The sequence below is a fragment of the Agaribacter flavus genome (assembly GCF_042646125.1).
Classification (GTDB): Bacteria; Pseudomonadota; Gammaproteobacteria; order Enterobacterales; family Alteromonadaceae; genus Glaciecola; species Glaciecola flavus.
Map to the genome: position 1 here is coordinate 94,718 of NZ_JBHRSW010000018.1, position 18,355 is coordinate 113,072.

Annotated in this window: 10 protein-coding genes; 6 read left to right on the top strand and 4 right to left on the bottom strand. The window is 42.6% G+C overall.

From position 1 onward, the window contains the following. From pta to ACFOHL_RS11510, 5 genes are all read left to right on the top strand, one after another. Positions 1-2,148: a phosphate acetyltransferase gene (gene pta, locus ACFOHL_RS11490; RefSeq protein ID WP_376920376.1), complete on the top strand. Its 2,148-nt coding sequence runs from the start codon at positions 1-3 to the stop codon at positions 2,146-2,148. A gap of 359 nt (positions 2,149-2,507) precedes the next feature. After that, positions 2,508-4,151, top strand: coding sequence for a methyl-accepting chemotaxis protein (locus ACFOHL_RS11495; RefSeq protein WP_376920377.1), 1,644 nt, complete (start codon positions 2,508-2,510; stop codon positions 4,149-4,151). A gap of 209 nt (positions 4,152-4,360) precedes the next feature. Beyond that, positions 4,361-5,002, top strand: a complete 642-nt coding sequence (locus tag ACFOHL_RS11500) for a hypothetical protein (protein WP_376920378.1) — start codon at positions 4,361-4,363, stop codon at positions 5,000-5,002. Between the two features lie 41 nt (positions 5,003-5,043). After that, the gene (locus ACFOHL_RS11505) at positions 5,044-7,065 is read left to right on the top strand and encodes a hypothetical protein (protein WP_376920379.1); all 2,022 of its coding nucleotides are present in this window, start codon (positions 5,044-5,046) and stop codon (positions 7,063-7,065) included. Positions 7,066-7,155: 90 nt separating this feature from the next. Next, complete coding sequence (locus ACFOHL_RS11510) at positions 7,156-12,219, top strand: DNA repair ATPase (RefSeq protein WP_376920380.1); 5,064 nt, start codon at positions 7,156-7,158, stop codon at positions 12,217-12,219. 13 nt (positions 12,220-12,232) lie between these two features. Here ACFOHL_RS11510 and ACFOHL_RS11515 read toward each other — a convergent pair whose 3' ends face one another. The 3 genes from ACFOHL_RS11515 to ACFOHL_RS11525 all read right to left on the bottom strand — a co-directional run bounded on the left by ACFOHL_RS11515 (position 12,233) and on the right by ACFOHL_RS11525 (position 14,562). Next, positions 12,233-13,093 (bottom strand): hypothetical protein, encoded by an 861-nt coding sequence (locus ACFOHL_RS11515; RefSeq protein ID WP_376920381.1) that lies wholly within the window; start codon positions 13,091-13,093, stop codon positions 12,233-12,235. Between the two features lie 45 nt (positions 13,094-13,138). Beyond that, a complete protein-coding gene (locus ACFOHL_RS11520; RefSeq protein WP_376920382.1) occupies positions 13,139-13,513 on the bottom strand; it encodes a GntR family transcriptional regulator in 375 nt (124 codons plus the stop codon). 86 nt (positions 13,514-13,599) lie between these two features. Next, positions 13,600-14,562, bottom strand: a complete 963-nt coding sequence (locus ACFOHL_RS11525; protein ID WP_376920383.1) for a bile acid:sodium symporter family protein — start codon at positions 14,560-14,562, stop codon at positions 13,600-13,602. Between the two features lie 320 nt (positions 14,563-14,882). On the opposite strand from ACFOHL_RS11525, the gene ACFOHL_RS11530 reads away from it, so the two are divergent. Further along, on the top strand, positions 14,883-15,845 hold the full coding sequence (locus ACFOHL_RS11530) for a methylenetetrahydrofolate reductase (protein ID WP_376920384.1): 963 nt from the start codon (positions 14,883-14,885) through the stop codon (positions 15,843-15,845). A gap of 3 nt (positions 15,846-15,848) precedes the next feature. Here ACFOHL_RS11530 and hrpB read toward each other — a convergent pair whose 3' ends face one another. Next, on the bottom strand, positions 15,849-18,350 hold the full coding sequence (gene hrpB / locus ACFOHL_RS11535) for an ATP-dependent helicase HrpB (protein ID WP_376920385.1): 2,502 nt from the start codon (positions 18,348-18,350) through the stop codon (positions 15,849-15,851). Positions 18,351-18,355 lie beyond the last annotated feature (5 nt).

An 18,355-nucleotide genomic window follows, 5' to 3' on the forward strand; every position in this document is an offset into this window, starting at 1 on the left:
ATGGCTTCAAGAATAATGCTTATTCCTGCTGGCGAAAACGCTGGCTTAACGACAGTTAGCTTGGGCATGTTGAGAGCTTTGCAACAACAAGGCTTAGCAGTAAACTTTTTTAAACCCGTCGCGCAACCAAAAACTGACAACAAACAGCAGGAACAATCAACGGCCATTGTCACTACGTATGGACAAATGAATACCGCCACGCCCTTGTCCCTCGAATATGTCGAAACAATGATAAGTGAAGACAAAACAGATGTGCTGCTAGAAGATATCATCGAGTTATTCGAGAAGCACTACAAGGACGAAGACATTGTATTGATTGAAGGCCTAGTCGCAAATCCTCGCTATCCTTTTACTGTGCGTCTGAATAGAGACATATCAAATGCCTTAGATGCAAAATTAGTAATGGTAATGAATCCTGGTGCAAAAAATAAAGCACAAATAAATCACCAGTTAGAGATCGCTGCTGACAATTATGGTGGGCATAAAAGTCGGAAATTGATGGGCTGTATTTTTAATAAAATTAACGCTCCCCTCGATGAGGATGGCCATATTTGCTTAGATTTACGCCAAAATGTGGCAGAAAATACGCTTAGTGAAAAATTAATAACTTTGCAGTCACTTCCCATATTTAATAAGCAATTCAATCAATTGGGAGCCGTGACTTGGAATGCTGATTTAAATGCGCCGCGTGTGCACGACTTACAACAGCATTTACACGCACAAATTGTCAATTCTGGACAGGAAGATGAAGGCCTGTTTAGACGTATTCGAAGCATCCATTTTTGTGCCAGAGAAATACACAATATGCTACCGGTTATAAAACCTGGAGCCTTACTGGTGGTGTCTGCAGATCGCAGCGATGTTATCGTTGCGGCTTGTTTAGCCACACTAAATGGGACGCGTTTGGGTGCCATACTCTTAACCGGCACATATGAACCGGATCCTCGCATTATGTCATTTTGTGCGCAGGCGCTAGCCACAGGGCTACCAATACTAAAAGTTAACTTGAGTACTTGGGATACTGCAATCAAACTACAATACTTCAATCAAGAAGTACCAACAGATGATACACAGCGTATTTCTTGGGTCATGGATCACACCGCGTCATGTATCGATGAATCTTGGATAAAATCCTTATCAAAAACAGCGGCGAATGGACGTCGCATGTCACCACCCGCCTTTCGCTACAAATTAACGCAACTTTCTCGAAAAGCAAACAAAACCATAGTACTACCGGAGGGGAATGAACCAAGAACGATTGCCGCCGCAGCTATTTGTGCAGAAAGGGGGTTGGCAAATTGTGTATTGCTGGGCGACCCGACTAAAATCACTCGCGTAGCCACTCTACAAGGTATAAATTTGGCGCATGAAAAAATTCAGCTTGTCGCGCCTGAAGAAGTGCGCTCCTCATATATATCCCCCATGGTGAAGCTCCGCGAGCATAAAGGACTTAGTCCCATGATTGCCGAACAGCAACTGATGGATAACAATGTACTCGGCACCATGATGTTGCAAAATGGTGATGTCGACGGATTAGTGTCCGGCGCAGTTAGCACTACGGCCAATACCATCCGACCAGCACTTCAACTGATAAAAACAGCATCGAATGCCTCTCTTGTATCCTCTGTTTTTTTCATGCTCTTACCCGACCAAGTGCTTGTCTATGGCGATTGCGCAATCAATCCAGATCCTAATGCAGAACAACTCGCTGATATCGCTATCCAATCAGCAGATTCAGCGGCGGCATTTGGTATCGAGCCCAAAGTTGCGATGATAAGCTATAGCACTGGAAACTCAGGTACAGGGCAAGACGTTGACAAAGTTAAACTTGCGACCAAATTAGCACAATCAAAAAGACCTGATTTAATGATTGATGGCCCATTGCAATACGACGCGGCAGTCATGGAAAGTGTCGCAAGTAAAAAAGCGCCCAACAGCCCTGTCGCAGGCAAGGCAACCGTATTAGTGTTTCCCGACCTAAACACAGGCAATACTACCTATAAAGCAGTGCAACGCAGCGCCGACTTATTAAGCATAGGTCCCATGCTACAAGGTCTGAATAAGCCAGTAAATGACCTTAGTCGCGGTGCATTGGTGGACGATATTGTTTTTACCATAGCGTTAACAGCGATTCAGGCAAGCCATTGAACCTAAAACCCGCAGACCTGTGCTATATCGAATATTCCTAGAGCAACACAGAGTTCGTGATTTAGGGCACTGCTGGACGGAGTTGCTTATTCCGACTTCAGGTTAATAAACATCATACACTCAATAAATAGTAAACATCGCCGATAACCTCAGTATCACAACGGTTGTTGAGATGTTTGATCTTGGCGATGTGGCCTTTTAGGGTGGTTACGCACAAAACAAAGTCGTCGTTAACCCATCCATGGGGACTCCAAAAAGGCATCCCTGCCTTTTAAGCTTTGTTTTGTGCGTAACCACCCTAAAAGGCCACATCGCCAAGATCTTTATTTCTTCACGCAGCAAAAAAAAGGGTAAATACATTGTCTAAATTTAATTCCTTGAGTATCGGCGCTCGCTTAGGCCTTGGTTTTGGCTTTATTCTTATCATGATGTTGTTGGTGTCTATTTTTGGTATTAGCAAAGTAAACCAAATAGAAGACGTATTAAATAGAATTGCTGAACAAGACTCGGTAAAACAAAAATACGCCATTGCACTGCGTGGCAGCGTGCATGATCGCGCGATCACACTAAGAGACATTGTGCTCACAGAAGACGACGATGATCTAAATAAATTTTTAAATGAAATCAATATTTTGGCTAGCGATTATGCTAAAGCCGAAAAAGAAATCAATAGCTTACTCAATAGAGGTGTTTTTTCTGAGCAAGAAAGACAAATGGTTACTAGAATTTCTGAAGTACAAGCTTCAACATTGCCACTCTCTGAGCTTATTATCGATCAGCGCAGAGCCGACGACGCTGAGCTAGCAAAAGATCTATTGTTAGAAGAAGCTCGCCCCGCTTTTAGCGATTGGTTAGCGGCGATTAACGCCTTTATCGATTACCAAGATAAAGAAATTGCAATGGCGACACCTGTTGCGCGCAAATTAGCAAATAGTTTTCAGTCACTTATTTTGACAGCGACCTTTATCGCTATTGTCGCAAGTGCGGTAATCGGCGTTGTTATAGTACGTGCTTTGTGTCAATCACTCGGTGCAGAACCCGCTGATGCAGCAAAGACAATATCGATTATCTCGGATGGCGATCTCACACAAAATATTCAGTCAAAAACGAAAGGCAGTATGGTTTCACACATATCTGACATGAACAAAAAGCTTCGTGATATCGTAGCCAATATTGTACAAGAGTCAGGTACACTAACGGAACAATCTTCAGCGCTTGCCCACAGTTCAGAAGTTGTAACTGAAGCGGCTAAAAGCCAAGCTCAATTGACGAAACAAACCAATCAGAGCCTAGCAGTGATGAGAGAGAGATTGCTTGAAGTAGCCAATATTGCACAAATGACTCAAGAAAACTCGGTACACACTACCGACTTCTCCAAACAGGGTAAAGACACCATTCAAAAGGGTGCGGACGAAATGGAGCTTATCGCTCAAACGGTTAACTCTACGGTTGATCAAGTAAGACGCCTAGAAGACACCACAAAGGAAATTGGAAATATTGTGGGCGTAATCACCAGCATTTCGGAACAAACAAACTTATTGGCCTTAAACGCAGCTATTGAGGCCGCACGTGCGGGCGAAAGTGGCCGAGGCTTTGCCGTTGTCGCAGATGAAGTCCGCCAACTAGCGATGCGCACGGGAGAAGCGACCGATCAAATAGAAAACATGATTAAACAAGTACAAAGTGAAACCGCCGCCTCTGTACAAGCAATGGAACGTACTCAGCCGCTGGTAGAAAACGGACGCTCTTTGACACAAGAAACGACGAATCTATTACAAGAAATAGAGTCACAAGCCAATAAATCGATGGAAAACGTTCAGCAAGTCGTGGCTGAAACATCAAAACAAGTCGCCTCTATCGAAGAAATCACTACTTCAATGGCTCAAATAGATGACATGTCCCAGCAATCCATCAATAACCTTGTGGAAAACATTACCGCCACACAGCGCTTGGATCAAATTTCTAAAAAGCTCAGAGACAACGTGAGTTACTTTAAGCTATAAGCCCGCTCTCAGTTGAAAAGTGAGATAGTGTTCGCTTAGTTTGACGGAGTAATAGGGTGCTGGCTAGCGGGGACTGAAATCAAAAACACTGAAAAATAACTGTACTTTTTATCTGTTGACAGTTATCAACTAACACGTTAATTTTAGGCGTTGATAGAACGAAGTAGCGCTTGCCGCGAAGTTTCTTCGTCACTTCAAGGAGCCGTAAAATGGATTTGTTTCTTAGCTATATCTTCAGTTTCCCAGTAATATTCTTTACCATCCCTCTAATGATAATGGTCGTTTTCTGGATCATTGCGCTCATGGGTGCTGTCGACATAGAAATACTCGATGGTTCAGGGGAAGTTGACTCGAGTGACTCGACAGGCTCTTCTTTCTTAGAGTCTTTAGGCTTAGATGGTGTGCCTTTAACTGTCGCCATTAGCTTAATTGAGCTTTACGGTTTTGTTTTTGCTTACTTAGCAAAAAAATATATCTCACCACTTTTTGATAATCTTATTTCTGCCACCGCCAGTGGATTGATTATTGTTGTTGCTGCCTTTGTCATTGCCATCCCGCTTGCTGCGATTTCAAGTAAGCCTTTAAGGCAGTTTTTTATCACGCATGAAGCCGTCAAAAAATCAGACCTTATTGGCACACTCTGTACTGTGACCACACAAAAAGTAACAGAATCTTTTGGTCAAGCGAGAACTGAAGACGGCATGATATATAGTGTGAGAACCTCGCCTGGCGAAGAAATAAGTGGCGGTGAACTCGTTGTATTAATCGATTTTCACAAAGAAAAAGACATTTATATTGTCACGACTGAAAGCGAGTTAATGGGCTCACATTCCATCCAACAAATAAATTAAAACCTGTCACACATAGAATTAGCGGTTTAAGGAGTAAACTCATGAGTGAAACACTATTTTTCTGGGCCTCTGTGGCCATTGCAGTTGTTATATCTTTTTTAGCTATTATTTTTATGTTAGCTCGATTGTATAAAAAGGTGGAACAAGGTCGCGCGATGATTGTGAATACCATGCGCTCGGAGCCGAAAGTCACCTTCACCGGTGGCGTCGTGATCCCCGTATTCCACAAACTCGAAATCATGGATATCTCACTAAAAACCATAGAAGTTGACAGAAGTGGATCGGATGGACTGATTTGTAAAGACAACATAAGAGCAGATATAAAAGTAGGCTTTTTTGTCAAAGTAAACAAAAATCGAGACGATGTATTAAAGGTTGCGCAAGCTATTGGCTGTGAGCGTGCATCAAATATTGCCACCCTCGAAGATCTATTTAGCGCAAAGTTTTCTGAAGCACTAAAAACGGTAGGGAAGTCACTTGAGTTTGAAGATTTGTACGCCAAACGCGATAACTTCAGGGATCTAATCATTGATAATATTGGCACAGATTTAAATGGATATGTTCTTGAAGATGTTGCAATTGACTACCTCGAACAAACGCCCATTGAAAAGCTCGACCCAAATAACATACTCGATTCTCAGGGTATCAGAAAAATCACCGAATTAACCGCCGAGCAACATATTCAAACCAACGTGTTTCAACGTGACGAAGAAATGAAAATCAAGCGTAAAGACGTGGAAACGCGTGAAGCGATTTTAGAACTTGAAAGACAGGAAGCAGACGCCGAAGCAAAACAGCAACGAGAAGTGGAAACCGTGCGCTCGCGAGAAAAAGCCGAGATGGAGCGAGTACAACATGAAGAACACCTGAAAGCGGAACAAGCTCGCGTGTTAGCTGAACAAGAAATACAAGTTCAGGAACAAAACAAACAGCGTGAAGTAGAAGTCGCAGAAAACAATCGATTACGCGCGGTGGCAATTGAAGAAGAACGTGTACTCAAAGCCAGGGAATTAGAACAAATTGAACGCGAAAAAGAAGCCTCTCTTCAACGTATTGCCAATGAAAAGCTCATCGAACATGAAAAACGAGAAATAGCCGAAGTCATCAGAACAAGAGTTGAAGTAGATAAAACCGTTGCAGAGCGAGAAGAAGAAATCAATGAGTTAAGGGTTGTATCTGAAGCCGAGCGGCAAAAGAAAGCTAAAGTCATTCAAGCCGAAGCAGAGGCTGAACAATCTTTAGTGAAGGACATAAAAGCGGCCGAAGCAGCTGAAAAAGCGGCTGAGTTTCTTGCCAAAGAAAAATCTGTTATTGCGGATGCTGATTTAGAAGTAGCCGAAAAGCAATCACTCGCCAAACGCAAAGAGGCGGAAGGGCTAGAGGCGATCAGTGCTGCAGACGGCTTAGCAGAAGCAAAAGTACTGGAAGCAAAAGCAAGCGCGCAAGAAGCAGAAGGTATGGCAGAAGTAAGAGTCAAAGAAGCTATGGCAGAGGCCATCGAAAAGGGCGGTGTAGCCGAAGCAGAGGTAATGGCAAGAAAAGCCGAAGCTGAAGCTGAAGGCATGACCAAAAAATTTGCTGCAATGGCAACGATGTCAGAAGAGCAAAAAGCGCATGAAGAATTTAGAATGCGCCTAAATAAACAACACGATCAAATCATAAAATCAATTGAGACAAATGTAGACATAGCCGCTCACCAAGCAAAGGTTCTGGCAGAAGCGCTTAAACAAGCTAATATCGATATTGTTGGAGGCGACACAGCCTATTTCGATAGTTTTGTGAAGTCCTTATCCGTCGGTAAGTCTATTGACGGTACTATCAACAAATCCAACACGCTAAGTACCGCATTTAAAGATCACATGGCTGGTGATGCCAGTTTCGTGGAAGACGCAAAAGAACTCATTGCAGGTTTTGGCAATGCGAGTGGCAATGCCAAAGACACAGCGATTACAGCATTAGTGACTAAATTTTTAAAAAACAATGGGGACAACCCTCAAGTCATGGAAACAATTGTTAATGCATTGAGTCAAAGCACAATGCAAAACAAAGATACTTCATCCTGATAGTAAGAGGGCTCAGCTAAGCGTGCTGCTTGTAAAGCGAGTCTTCCTTTAATCTTTTACTATTGAGCTATTCAGGCATGGAGTGACATTATGTCAAGCGAACAAGAACAACTCGACAAAGCAGTGGCTGATGGTGGCGCGTATGAGGTTATACGCGCTAGGTTGGTCGAACAAGCCTCGAAATTAAAAACGAGTGTAGACACACTTAACAAACAACGCATAGAAGAATTTGGTAATGCCAATTTAGGTGTGGTCGGTCGAGTGCGTGTGCGTACAGAAAACAACTGCGTAGCACGCGATATAGTGCCTGTAGGTGAGCATATCTTGTTTGGCTACAATGTGTTTATCGGACTCAAAAAAGAAACACGTGTTAAGGATGTTTTTAGCTTACACAAATTACAGACAAGTAGTGAAGGCTACGAGCTATCGGAAGTCGCTACAACTGGCACATTTTTAGACGACGCGAAATTTGTCAAAGAGTTTAATGAACTCTATGTCTATTACAAAGAAGCACGCTTAATCCAACTCAAAATTCAAAATCAAGTCTTGTTTGCTGTTTTTCAAATTGGGCGCAAACTCGAAGACATACGTGTATTTCAATGGCAAATAGATAAGCAGGGAAATGCACATTACATTGATAACCGCGGTGAACGAGCTATTAAAAAATCACCTTCACATGATTTTGAATGGCTCAGTGCAGGCAGAGATCTTCACGAATCAGGCAGCCACCCGCACATAAACATTCTTGACGAAGTTTTTGTCGAGACGATCGGTGGCGATTTAACTATTAAAATCGAGAATAACACAGAAGATGGCTTGGGCATTTATCGAGAAGAAGTAGAAGATAATACCCAAAGTCTAGCTGATGCTGATATTCAATATGCTCAAGTCGGTTCGCTTATTCTCTTAAAAGTCTTACCTTACCGCGAAAAAACGTATCGCTACTTTGTTTTCAATACACGTACTAAACAAGTAAATCGGATCGATGCCATTGGTCATGCGTGTATTTCATTGCCAGAAGATCATGGCATTATATTTCCAGGAGGATATTATCTTCAAAGCGGTGAAACCAAGCATTTCCCCGATCAAATAGAGGGTCTAACCTTTAAACGTAGTATTCAGTCCCCGAATGGTGAAGACGTACTATTTATATTCTATGAACCCGAATCCGGTTTAGCTGGCTTATATTCTTACAATCTCATTCGCAAAGAATTGCAAAACCCAATTTATGCACATGGTTTTAGCATTTTTGACGATGGCAATATGGTTATCTTTAGCACCCAAGACGAGCCCACTAGAGTGCACCCAATGCAAGTTTGGGAAACACCATATTTCAGCAGCGAATTTGCCGCAAAACAGCCGAGTAAAGACAATTTTTATCACCGTATTGGCAACAAAGAATTAGTGAGAGGCATATCTGAGCTAGTTTCTATTTATCGCAATATTAATCACAGCACCCCCAGCAGAACTTCATATGAAGACTTAATAAAAAATGCGTCAACAGTATTCGATACCTATTACTGGCTAAGCGACAACAGTCTGAGTGAGTTGGCAAAAGTAGTGAAAGACATTTCGCTGACAGCAGAGCTTGTCATTGATGAATTTGAAAAAGTTGAGCAAATACAGCTGCAAGCAACAAGCGCATTAAATGGCGTTGAGGAAAAACAAAAAGAAGTCATATCAAGTATTAGGGTAACAAGTTGGAAAATCCCTCAAGAATTCGTCTCTTGTTTGAGTGAACTCAGGCAGCAACGAGGCAGACTCGCTACGCTTAAAGATCAACGTTACATTAATATAGAGAGACTCAATGAGCTAGACAACGCGGCGATGGAAGCCTTCGACGAAGTCAGTAAGGCCACCGTAGAATTTTTATCATCAGACACTGCTCTAACACCTTACGTAAAAAGTATCCAAACCCTTGAACAACGAATACAAAATGCAGATTTAGTTGTCGTGATAAAAGAAGTCAACGAAGAACTCGAGGATTTGTCGTTGGGTTTAGACTTACTAACTGAAGTTCTGAATGGTTTGAAAATTGAAGATGCGACAAAACGCACAAAAATCCTAGATGATATTTCAGAAATCTACAGCAAGCTCAACAAAGTTAAAGCGCAAGGAAGAAATCGAAGGAAACAACTTGGTTCGAATGAGGCCAGCGCTGAGTTTGCCGCGCAATTTAGGTTGTTCTCACAAAGTATCAATAGCGCACTGGCCATGGCGGATACTCCTGAAAAAACCGAAGAGCAGCTCTCGCGACTACTCATTTTGCTTGAAGAACTTGAATCAAAGTTTAGCGAACATGACCAGTTCCTCTCAGACATTGTCGAAAAACGCGAGGAACTACACACTGCATTTGAGTCGCGCAAACAAAATTTAATGGAAGAGCAACAAAGGCGATCTCAAAACATTTTTGGTGCTGCAGAACGTATTTTAAAAGGCGTTAACCGTCGCTCACTCGCATTTACCGATGCAACTGAGCTAAATACTTATTTTGCATCAGATCCGATGATCCTCAAAATCAAGGACTTGAGTGCCCAACTGCGCGCCTTAAATGATCCGATAAAAGCCGACGACCTCGAAGCACAGCTAAAAAGTGTAAAAGAGCAAGGCATTCGCGCCTTACGAGACAAACAAGATATTTTTGAAGATGGCGGTACAATAATAAAACTTGGAAAACACAAGTTTTCAGTTAATAAACAAGCCTTAGACCTCAGCTTGTTACCCAAAGACGGTAAACTTGTTCGGCACTTAGTGGGGACTGACTATTATGAAGCAATAGATGATCCCGAACTCAATGCTTTACAACCTTATTGGCAACAAAACCTTATCTCTGAAAACGCCGACGTTACGCGTGCCGAATACCTCACTTCGTTAATTTTGTTTGATGCTGAGCAACAAAAAAATAAGCTGACATTACAACAGCTCTATAGCATACAAAAAGAGGAACGAGAGCTATCGCAAATTATTCGCAAATATATGACAGAGCGTTTTCAAGAAGGCTATGAAAAAGGCATTCACGACGCCGATACCTTAAAGATTTTACAAGCCTTACTACCTATTCATGAAAAAGCAGGGCTGTTGCGATATTCCCCATCTGTGCGCGCACTGGCAATGCTGTTTTGGGCTAAGGGACAAATACCCGATCAGCAAAAACGGATTTGGCATAGCCAAGCGCAAAGCGCTGCTCTCTTGCAAGCAAGTTTCGATTCGAATCAGGGATTTAGTGAGTTACAGAAAAAAATAAGTCAATCTATTTCCATTTTCGTTAAGCGCTCTCAAATGCAGTTTGATGACCAAATTCAACATAGTGCTGCAAAGTATTTGAGTGCAGAACTCGTGCAAGACAAACTAGCCTTTGTGTCAAGTAAGTCGGCCGAAACGATAAAATTGTCGTTTGATCAAGCACTCAATAAACTCAAACACAAACAAGATTTTGTTGATGCTATGCAGCAATTTGATGTCTTACTCGAACACGCAATAGGTGAAGACCAAGCTTTATGTGGTTTGAATGAACAATGGCAACTCACTCGCGCGTGGGTAGCGGCAACTATTGGTAAGCAGAAAGAAACAAACAATTACGAGCACTACATTGATGAAGTTGCGGCTCAAGTAATTACAGACAAAGTACTGGCGTTTAAACAAACTGAGTTTGAGCTTAGCGTTGAGATAAATGATTTGTTGAGCGATCACGCAAGGGTAAAAGAGGGTAAACTTGTCCTCACGCTAGACGAGTTCAATCAGCGTTTATCACATTATCACGCTGTGCACGCGAAAAAATTTACCGAGTACCACCAGCTACGCAGCAAGCACATGCTTGCCAGTAAACAAGTCCTTCAACTGGACGCCTATACCGCTCGTCCGCTCAGCTCATTTGTAAGAAACAAGCTAATCAACGAAGTATATTTGCCAATTATTGGTGACAACCTTGCAAAACAAATGGGCACCATTGGCGACAATAAGCGCACTGATCTCATGGGCTTGTTGTTACTTATTTCCCCTCCCGGATACGGAAAAACAACGCTAATGGAATACGTAGCTGCCAGACTTGGGCTTGTATTCATGAAAATAAATTGCCCTTCTCTAGGGCATGACGTAAGTTCTATCGACCCAGAGAACGCCCCCAACGCAACAGCAAAGCAAGAATTAGAAAAACTCAATCTCGGCTTAGAAATGGGCAACAATGTCATGTTGTACCTTGATGATATTCAGCACACTCATCCCGAGTTTTTACAAAAATTCATTGCCCTTTGTGATGGTACACGGCGAATAGAAGGTGTATGGAAAGGTCAAAGCAAAACGTATGACATGAGAGGGAAGAAGTTTTGTGTGGTCATGGCCGGCAATCCTTATACCGAATCGGGTGATGTATTTAAAGTTCCAGATATGCTCGCCAACCGAGCAGACATATACAACCTGGGTGATGTACTTGGGGGCAAAGAAGAACAATTTGCCTTGAGTTATATCGAGAACGCGCTGACCTCTAATCCTGTTCTTGCCCCTTTGGCGCTAAGAGACATGCAGGATGTATACAAGTTTGTAGCGATGGCAAATGGAGAAGAAGTTGCCACGAGTGAGCTAAGTCATCAATACAGTGGTGCCGAAATAAACGAAATCGTGTCCGTACTCAAACACCTCCTGCGTATTCAAGAGGTTATACTCAAAGTCAATTTGCAATATATCGAGTCTGCCGCCACCGCTGAAAACTATAGAGAAGAGCCGCCATTTAAGCTGCAAGGCAGTTATCGAAACATGAACAAAATGGCGGAAAAAGTATCGGCAGTAATGAATCATGAAGAACTCATGCAACTCATAGCAGACCACTACACTGGAGAAGCACAAACACTTACCTCAGGAGCGGAAGAAAACCTGCTCAAATTAGCCATACTGCGGGGCGTGGTCACCGACGCTCAGCAAGCTAGATGGCAACATATTTGTAGTGCTTACAAGAGCAAGCAAAGCCAAAATATTGAAGGCGATCCCCAGCTCCAAGCCGTTAAACAATTGTCTCACATGGCTAGTGCACTGGACGCAATAAGGGAAGATATCCAACAATCAGATACTGGGGATTTAATTCGCCCGATAAACCGTGTTGCCGCCGCAATGCAATTGCTTGGAAAAGTTTGGGCTGGGGACGAAAAGACCAAAACGCCGTAACTATAGCAAGCGTCTAGCTTGAAGCGGATGTCTTGTAGACGTCGTAATTTACGTCTTTTATGTTTATTGTTTTCATTCCCAGTCCAAAACTGTAAAAAGCAATGGTTAGCCAGTATAGACTGTTTATTGTGCCCGCCCAGCTTGATAATGGATAAATATTAGCCAGTTGATCGAATATAAAATAGACGCTAATCAAAATACTGACTAACAGAAATGATCGCAAAGCCGATGATGTCATCAGCTCTCGGTCTTCTTCAGCTTGATACGGATCGATTTTTTTACCGTACACAAGCTTATAAGCAAGTGCGAGAAATAGGCCATTGCTCAAAGCGAGAGTAGCCAACAACGTACTCACTTCAAAATTTAGTGTAAATTCATTTATTGAGACAATGAGGCAAATACACAGCAAGAGCACGAAAGCGGCCACACTCAATTCTATTGATCCCACGTACCTCAAAATACTTCTCACTTGTAGCGATGCTGAACGCTTTTTGGCGTCACTCTTTGCACGCATTTTTTTTAAGTGCTTAAAGCCAAAAAGTTCTAAAACGAAAAACGGCACAACCTGCACAAGACCAAGAAGTAAGGGCACATGGTCTAGCTGTTCGACACCTTTCCCATGAACAAATATCTCCAATGCCATCACAGCATAAACAATGAGAGAAATTACTAAAATAACGCGAGCTAAAAATTCAAAAATGGTCTTACCCTTGCTGGCCTTTTCAAAGCCTTCGGGATAAAGTTTTTCGTGAGTTTCCATAGGGTAGTGTTTAAATATATAGCTAATGCGCTCTAATACCTTATTAGGGTAATACAGTGAAAGCATAAAAACCTGTAACAAAAATACAGCGAAGAATAATATTTCATTCCACATGATGTTGATTCTCCTAAGTTTCGTATATTTGGGCTAGCGACAAAATCAAAGATTGCCGAGTACCCGATTAAAAGTGGTTCTCATTTCAGCATCCGTGATGCCCGCTTGTTTTAACTCAACAATGAGCTGAGTAAACTTTTCTTCTACCCATCCATTTAAATTGACCAAACAGCTTTCCCTTGCATTTTGATGAACGAAAGTGCCTCTGTATCCTCTTGATTGGATAACCCCGTCCCTTTCAAGCAGTTTGTATGCTTTAGAAATGGTTTTATTATTTACTTCCAAGTCATTCGCCAGTTGGCGGATAGACGGCAACGGGTCGCCTGGCGACAGCCCCCCCTGCGCCACAGCCTCTTTTATTTGTTGAATGAGCTGAGTAAATATAGGAGTCGGTATATCCAAATCTATGGTGATATTCATTACACTTAGCATATCAGTTGTACCATGGATCAAGATGGTACATTAAAAATTCGCTAATGCAAGAAACTTTTGTGCATTTTTTATACTTAGACTGGCGTATTCTTGTGTTTATCTCTCCACCAAGCGGCCAAGGCCGATCCAGAGATATTCATGACAGGACTAAATACAGCAGGTGCTAGCCCCATGGTTGCAACTTTACCCATACTCACGGCAATACCTGAAGCTAGACCGGAATTTTGCATCCCCACTTCAAAAGCAACAGTTCGGCAAGACGATTCATCAAGTTTGCACACTTTAGCCCCCCAGTAACCCAAAACGAAGCCCAGTGTCGACTGCAAAAACACAAGTAAAACAAGAATATAGCCAATACTCAAAAGCTGGTCTCTTCCAAGTGCCACTATAATGGTAATAATAAAGGCAATACCGAACATTGATAGTTTCGGCAGCGCCTTATCCAAAATGGTAAATCTTCCATGTAAAAAATGATTAAAAAGTAAACCAGCGGCGATAGGAACCAGCACAATTTTGCTGATACTCATAAACATCGCGGTGCTGTCTATCGGAATATATTCGCCTGCTAACCAAGACATGTAAAAAGGGGTAATAAACGGAGCAAGCACAGTTGAAATACTAGTCAATGTTAATGACAAGGCTAAATTCGCGCCTGAAATATATGCCATGACATTTGATGCCAACCCACTTGGCGAACAACCAACAAGAATAATACCTGCAGCGATTTCAGGAGGTAAGCCCGACAGTGCGGCAAGTGTATAACCCACAATTGGCATAATAGTAAACTGGCAACAAAGACCAACTATTACTCCTTTCGGCATTTTAGCTATCGCGGTAAAGTCCTTGACACTCATTGACGTGCCCATACCAAACATAATCAGCATTAAAAGCGGAACGATCAGTTCTTTCAGCTGAAAGTCGCCCACACTAATAAAGTACTCTGGCGCATATAACGCGGCTGCCGACGATAATATGATTGCAAAGGTAAACAATAGACCCGAGTAGCGTTGTAAAAATGCAATTTTATTTAAACTCATCTTATTCCAAAAAAAACCAATGAAGCCTAAGAACTTCTTTATTTTAGATATAGTCTCTCTAATCGCTTATACGAGCAAGTGTTGCTCGTTATTCTTCCGGCCTTTCAACGCTGTGTTGCAAGCGATTATTTTTAAAATGTGCGAAAGCCACCGTCGTCAAACCCAACAAGGACAACACTAGCTCACCTGAGTACAAAAACAACTTTCACACCCCCTTGGGTCTCGAATTATTGTTTGTTCAACATAGCTCATACCCTATCGTGTAAATTTATGCGAAAATATGACTAAATTGGAATAAGCAAATAGCCTGACTGTAGCAGATGCGCAAAACACTAAAAGAAATTTCGAGCGGAGCCTATCATGGCGTGTATTTCATTGGCACAACCCCGCCTAAACAAAAGACAGATATTGATGAAGTCAGTAATATCGCTGACAAATTGCTGGCTCGTTTAGACGAAATAGACTACGACGGCTTTATTGTATATGACATTCAAGATGAGAGCAGTCGCATCGATAAGCCTAGGCCGTTCCCATACATGCGCACGCACGACCCTCGACTGTACGCAAAGCTACTGATGGACAAGAGTGACCGCCCTGTCATCACTTACAAAAGTGTCGCGCAACGGGACGAGAGTGACTTTCTTATTTGGATTAAAGAAGCATGGCACCAGTTTGCCATCCGTGACCTTGTGTTAGTTGGCAGCCCTGCCATCACGCAAGATATTCAGCTAAGCCTTGCTGATGCCTATAGCGCGATGAAAAAACAGACTCATCCTTTTTATCTTGGAGGCGTAACCATCGCAGAGCGCCATGCCAAAAAAGGCGACGAGCACGCCCGATTACTCAAAAAAACGGATCAAGGCTGTGAGTATTTTATCACCCAAGCGGTATACAACGCACAAGCAACGATTGACATGCTAACACGTTATTATCATGCTTGTATGGAGCACGGTCGAAAACCGCAACGCATAATTTTAACCTTTTCCCCTTGCGGCAGTGCGAAAACGCTAGAGTTTATTGATTGGTTGGGGGTGTCTGTGCCAGAAGCAACATCACTTCGCATACTCAATGCGGAAAAACCGCTCAAAGAGTCTATCAAGATCTGCTACAACAACCTCATTCAAATTTTGGAAGCCTGCTTACCTCTAGGTATACCGCTCGGGTTGAACATCGAAAGCTTAACCAATCGAAAAGAAGAAATTGACGCGTCCATTTTGTTGTATAAATTGCTGAAAGCAACAATGGACAAAAAACTAGCAGAGCAAATGCTCAAAGATTTGTGACTATCACACTATGCCCATTTTCTTTTTGGTCGTCATTGTTGCCTTTGCTAGCGCGGGGTTATCAGGCCAGTAGTGCTTGGGGTACTGGCTTTTCATGTCCTTCTGTACGGATTGGTAACTACCTTTCCAAAACCCATTAAGATCTTGAGTCACTTGAATCGGTCTTTGTGCCGGTGACAGCAATTCGATAGTGATGGGTTTCGTGTTGTAAGCAACGCTTGGGTGAGTATCCAAGCCATAAAGCTCTCCCATACGCACTGACAAAAATACACTTCCATCAGCCCTGTAATCCAGTTGGTGCAGCCGAGAGCTGGGTAGCAACAATTCTTCTGGACAAATTGTCATTAAAGTTTGCTCTTGCTGCCATGTTATTTGATTTTTTAGCAATTGATAAAAGTCAATTTTATGCAATTCAGACCAACGTGTTATTGTGCCTAAAAACGGCAGTAACCAAGTATCAATCGAAGCTATCAGTGACGCTACACTAAAATCAGGCAAAGCAAGCTTAGCGTCAACCGTTCTTGCTAGTTGAATACGATAAATCAGTTGCCAAGCTCGATTAGACATTGGCAGGCTTTCTAGACCCTTGCTTAACATCAGCTTACGCCAAACATCAATGAGTTTTTCTTCTGTCGGTTTTTGCAGAGCTTGAGTAGCAAAGGTGATTTCCCCCAGCTTCTTGTGCAATTGCACCTCAATACGCTGTTTACTTTCTGACCAATTACATATTTCTGTTTGACTCACTAAATGCTCGAAATGTGTTTTGATCTGTTGTTCGGATAAAGAAGCTGCATACAAAATTCTGGCATTGTCTCGTTTTTTGTCACTTGACTGCATACTGGCCACAGCCAACCAGCGATTGCTCAGTAAACTGTCTGTAAAATCGATCTCAGCACCGCTGCCATTGGCAAGCAAATACCGATGTTCAGAGTGTTGCCTAGCAATCCATTGTGGAAAAGCAAAAGCAACAAGTACTCCAAGGTCATCGAGCGGCCAATCACATAGGCTGCAAGACATTTTTTTATGCCATTGCTTTATATGATGCCAAATCAAAGAGGCACCCTTGCTATGCTTTTGAGACAAGCAATAAGACAAGCGCAAATATATGTCCGCCCCGCGATCTCGACTCAGAGGGTCTTTGTTTTCCACTAAAGCCGCAATTGCACAAGCCAAACTTAAGTGAGCTTGCCCAATGGTTCGTGCTTTTAGCAACATAATGGCAAGGTTTACCTGTCCATTTATTTCATGTACTTGCTTACCTAATGGAGTCAGTTTTGTGCAGGAGTCAAAAATACCGAGCTTTTCTAACCGTAGCCTTGATTCCTCAACTTGCGCTTTGGATGGATAATCGAGTAAGCACAAGCTTTCCAGATCCGTTCCCCATACTGCGGCTTCTAACATCAACCCACTGATATCTGTATGTTTGATTTCGGGTTCACTGTGTTTTCGCAAACGTGCCTGCTTGTCTTGACTCCACATCCGATAGCAAGTGCCAGCTTGTAAACGCCCGGCTCTGCCAGTTCGTTGTGTGGCTGATGCCTGCGATGTAGCTTGGCTCTGTAAATGAGTGATCCCTCGGTTTAGGTGATATATCGCGACTTTTTCAATGCCACTGTCGACGACGACATTAATCCCTTCAATCGTTAAGCTTGTTTCAGCAATATTGGTTGCCAATACAATTTTGCGCCTGCCCATAGTGTCGCGAGTCAATGCCAGTTGTTGAGCATTGGCCGAAAGGTCTGAATACAACTTATGCAAGACTACCGCAGTATCATCTTGGATCTGTTCAGTTAATAAACCATACAGCTTATTTATTTCGGATATGCCCGGTAAAAACACCAACACATCGCCACAATGCTTGCTGAGTGCACCAATGATTACTGAGCTCATTCGTTCAAGGAAAGACGTCCTCGCTTTACCTGAAAAATACTTATCGTCGCAATATACGACATCGATAGGAAATTGACGCCCTTTTGAACTCAGCTCTTTCGCTTTGGGTAGCAGGGTTTTAACATTCCCTTGATCCAAGGTTGCAGACATGACCAATAGGCGAAGGTCGTCACGCAAAGCTTGTTGCACTTCAATACACAGAGCCAATGAAAAATCTGCGTGAATGCTACGCTCGTGAAACTCGTCAAATATGACCAGGCCGACACCGTCTAAATCTGCCTGTGCTTGCAACATTCTGACGAGTACGCCTTCTGTTACGATTTCTAATCGCGTGGAGGCTGATACTTTTGATTCGCCGCGAATACGATAGCCAACAGTTTGCCCTACGGGTTCACGTAATTGAGCTGACAAATAGTGAGCGATATGTCTAGCGGCTATTCGCCTAGGCTGCAACATCACGATTTTTTTTGACTGAAATTGACTAGACTTCAGTAAATACAAAGGTAGGCAGCTTGATTTACCTGCGCCGGGTGGGGCAACTAAAATGACATCAGATTCGCGAATGCTAGCACTGAGATCAGCTAAAATAGCTTCTATTGGTAACGCTGTTTTCACGTGCA

What these genes read in the sequence shown, in the direction of transcription:
- ACFOHL_RS11505 (WP_376920379.1), top strand. Translation starts at nt 5,044, where the DNA reads ATGAGTGAAACACTATTTTTCTGGGCCTCTGTGGCCATTGCAGTTGTT.
- ACFOHL_RS11515 (WP_376920381.1), bottom strand. Translation starts at nt 13,093, where the DNA reads ATGTGGAATGAAATATTATTCTTCGCTGTATTTTTGTTACAGGTTTTT.
- ACFOHL_RS11525 (WP_376920383.1), bottom strand. Translation starts at nt 14,562, where the DNA reads ATGAGTTTAAATAAAATTGCATTTTTACAACGCTACTCGGGTCTATTG.
- ACFOHL_RS11530 (WP_376920384.1), top strand. Translation starts at nt 14,883, where the DNA reads ATGCGCAAAACACTAAAAGAAATTTCGAGCGGAGCCTATCATGGCGTG.
- ACFOHL_RS11500 (WP_376920378.1), top strand. Translation starts at nt 4,361, where the DNA reads ATGGATTTGTTTCTTAGCTATATCTTCAGTTTCCCAGTAATATTCTTT.
- ACFOHL_RS11520 (WP_376920382.1), bottom strand. Translation starts at nt 13,513, where the DNA reads ATGAATATCACCATAGATTTGGATATACCGACTCCTATATTTACTCAG.
- pta (WP_376920376.1), top strand. Translation starts at nt 1, where the DNA reads ATGGCTTCAAGAATAATGCTTATTCCTGCTGGCGAAAACGCTGGCTTA.
- ACFOHL_RS11510 (WP_376920380.1), top strand. Translation starts at nt 7,156, where the DNA reads ATGTCAAGCGAACAAGAACAACTCGACAAAGCAGTGGCTGATGGTGGC.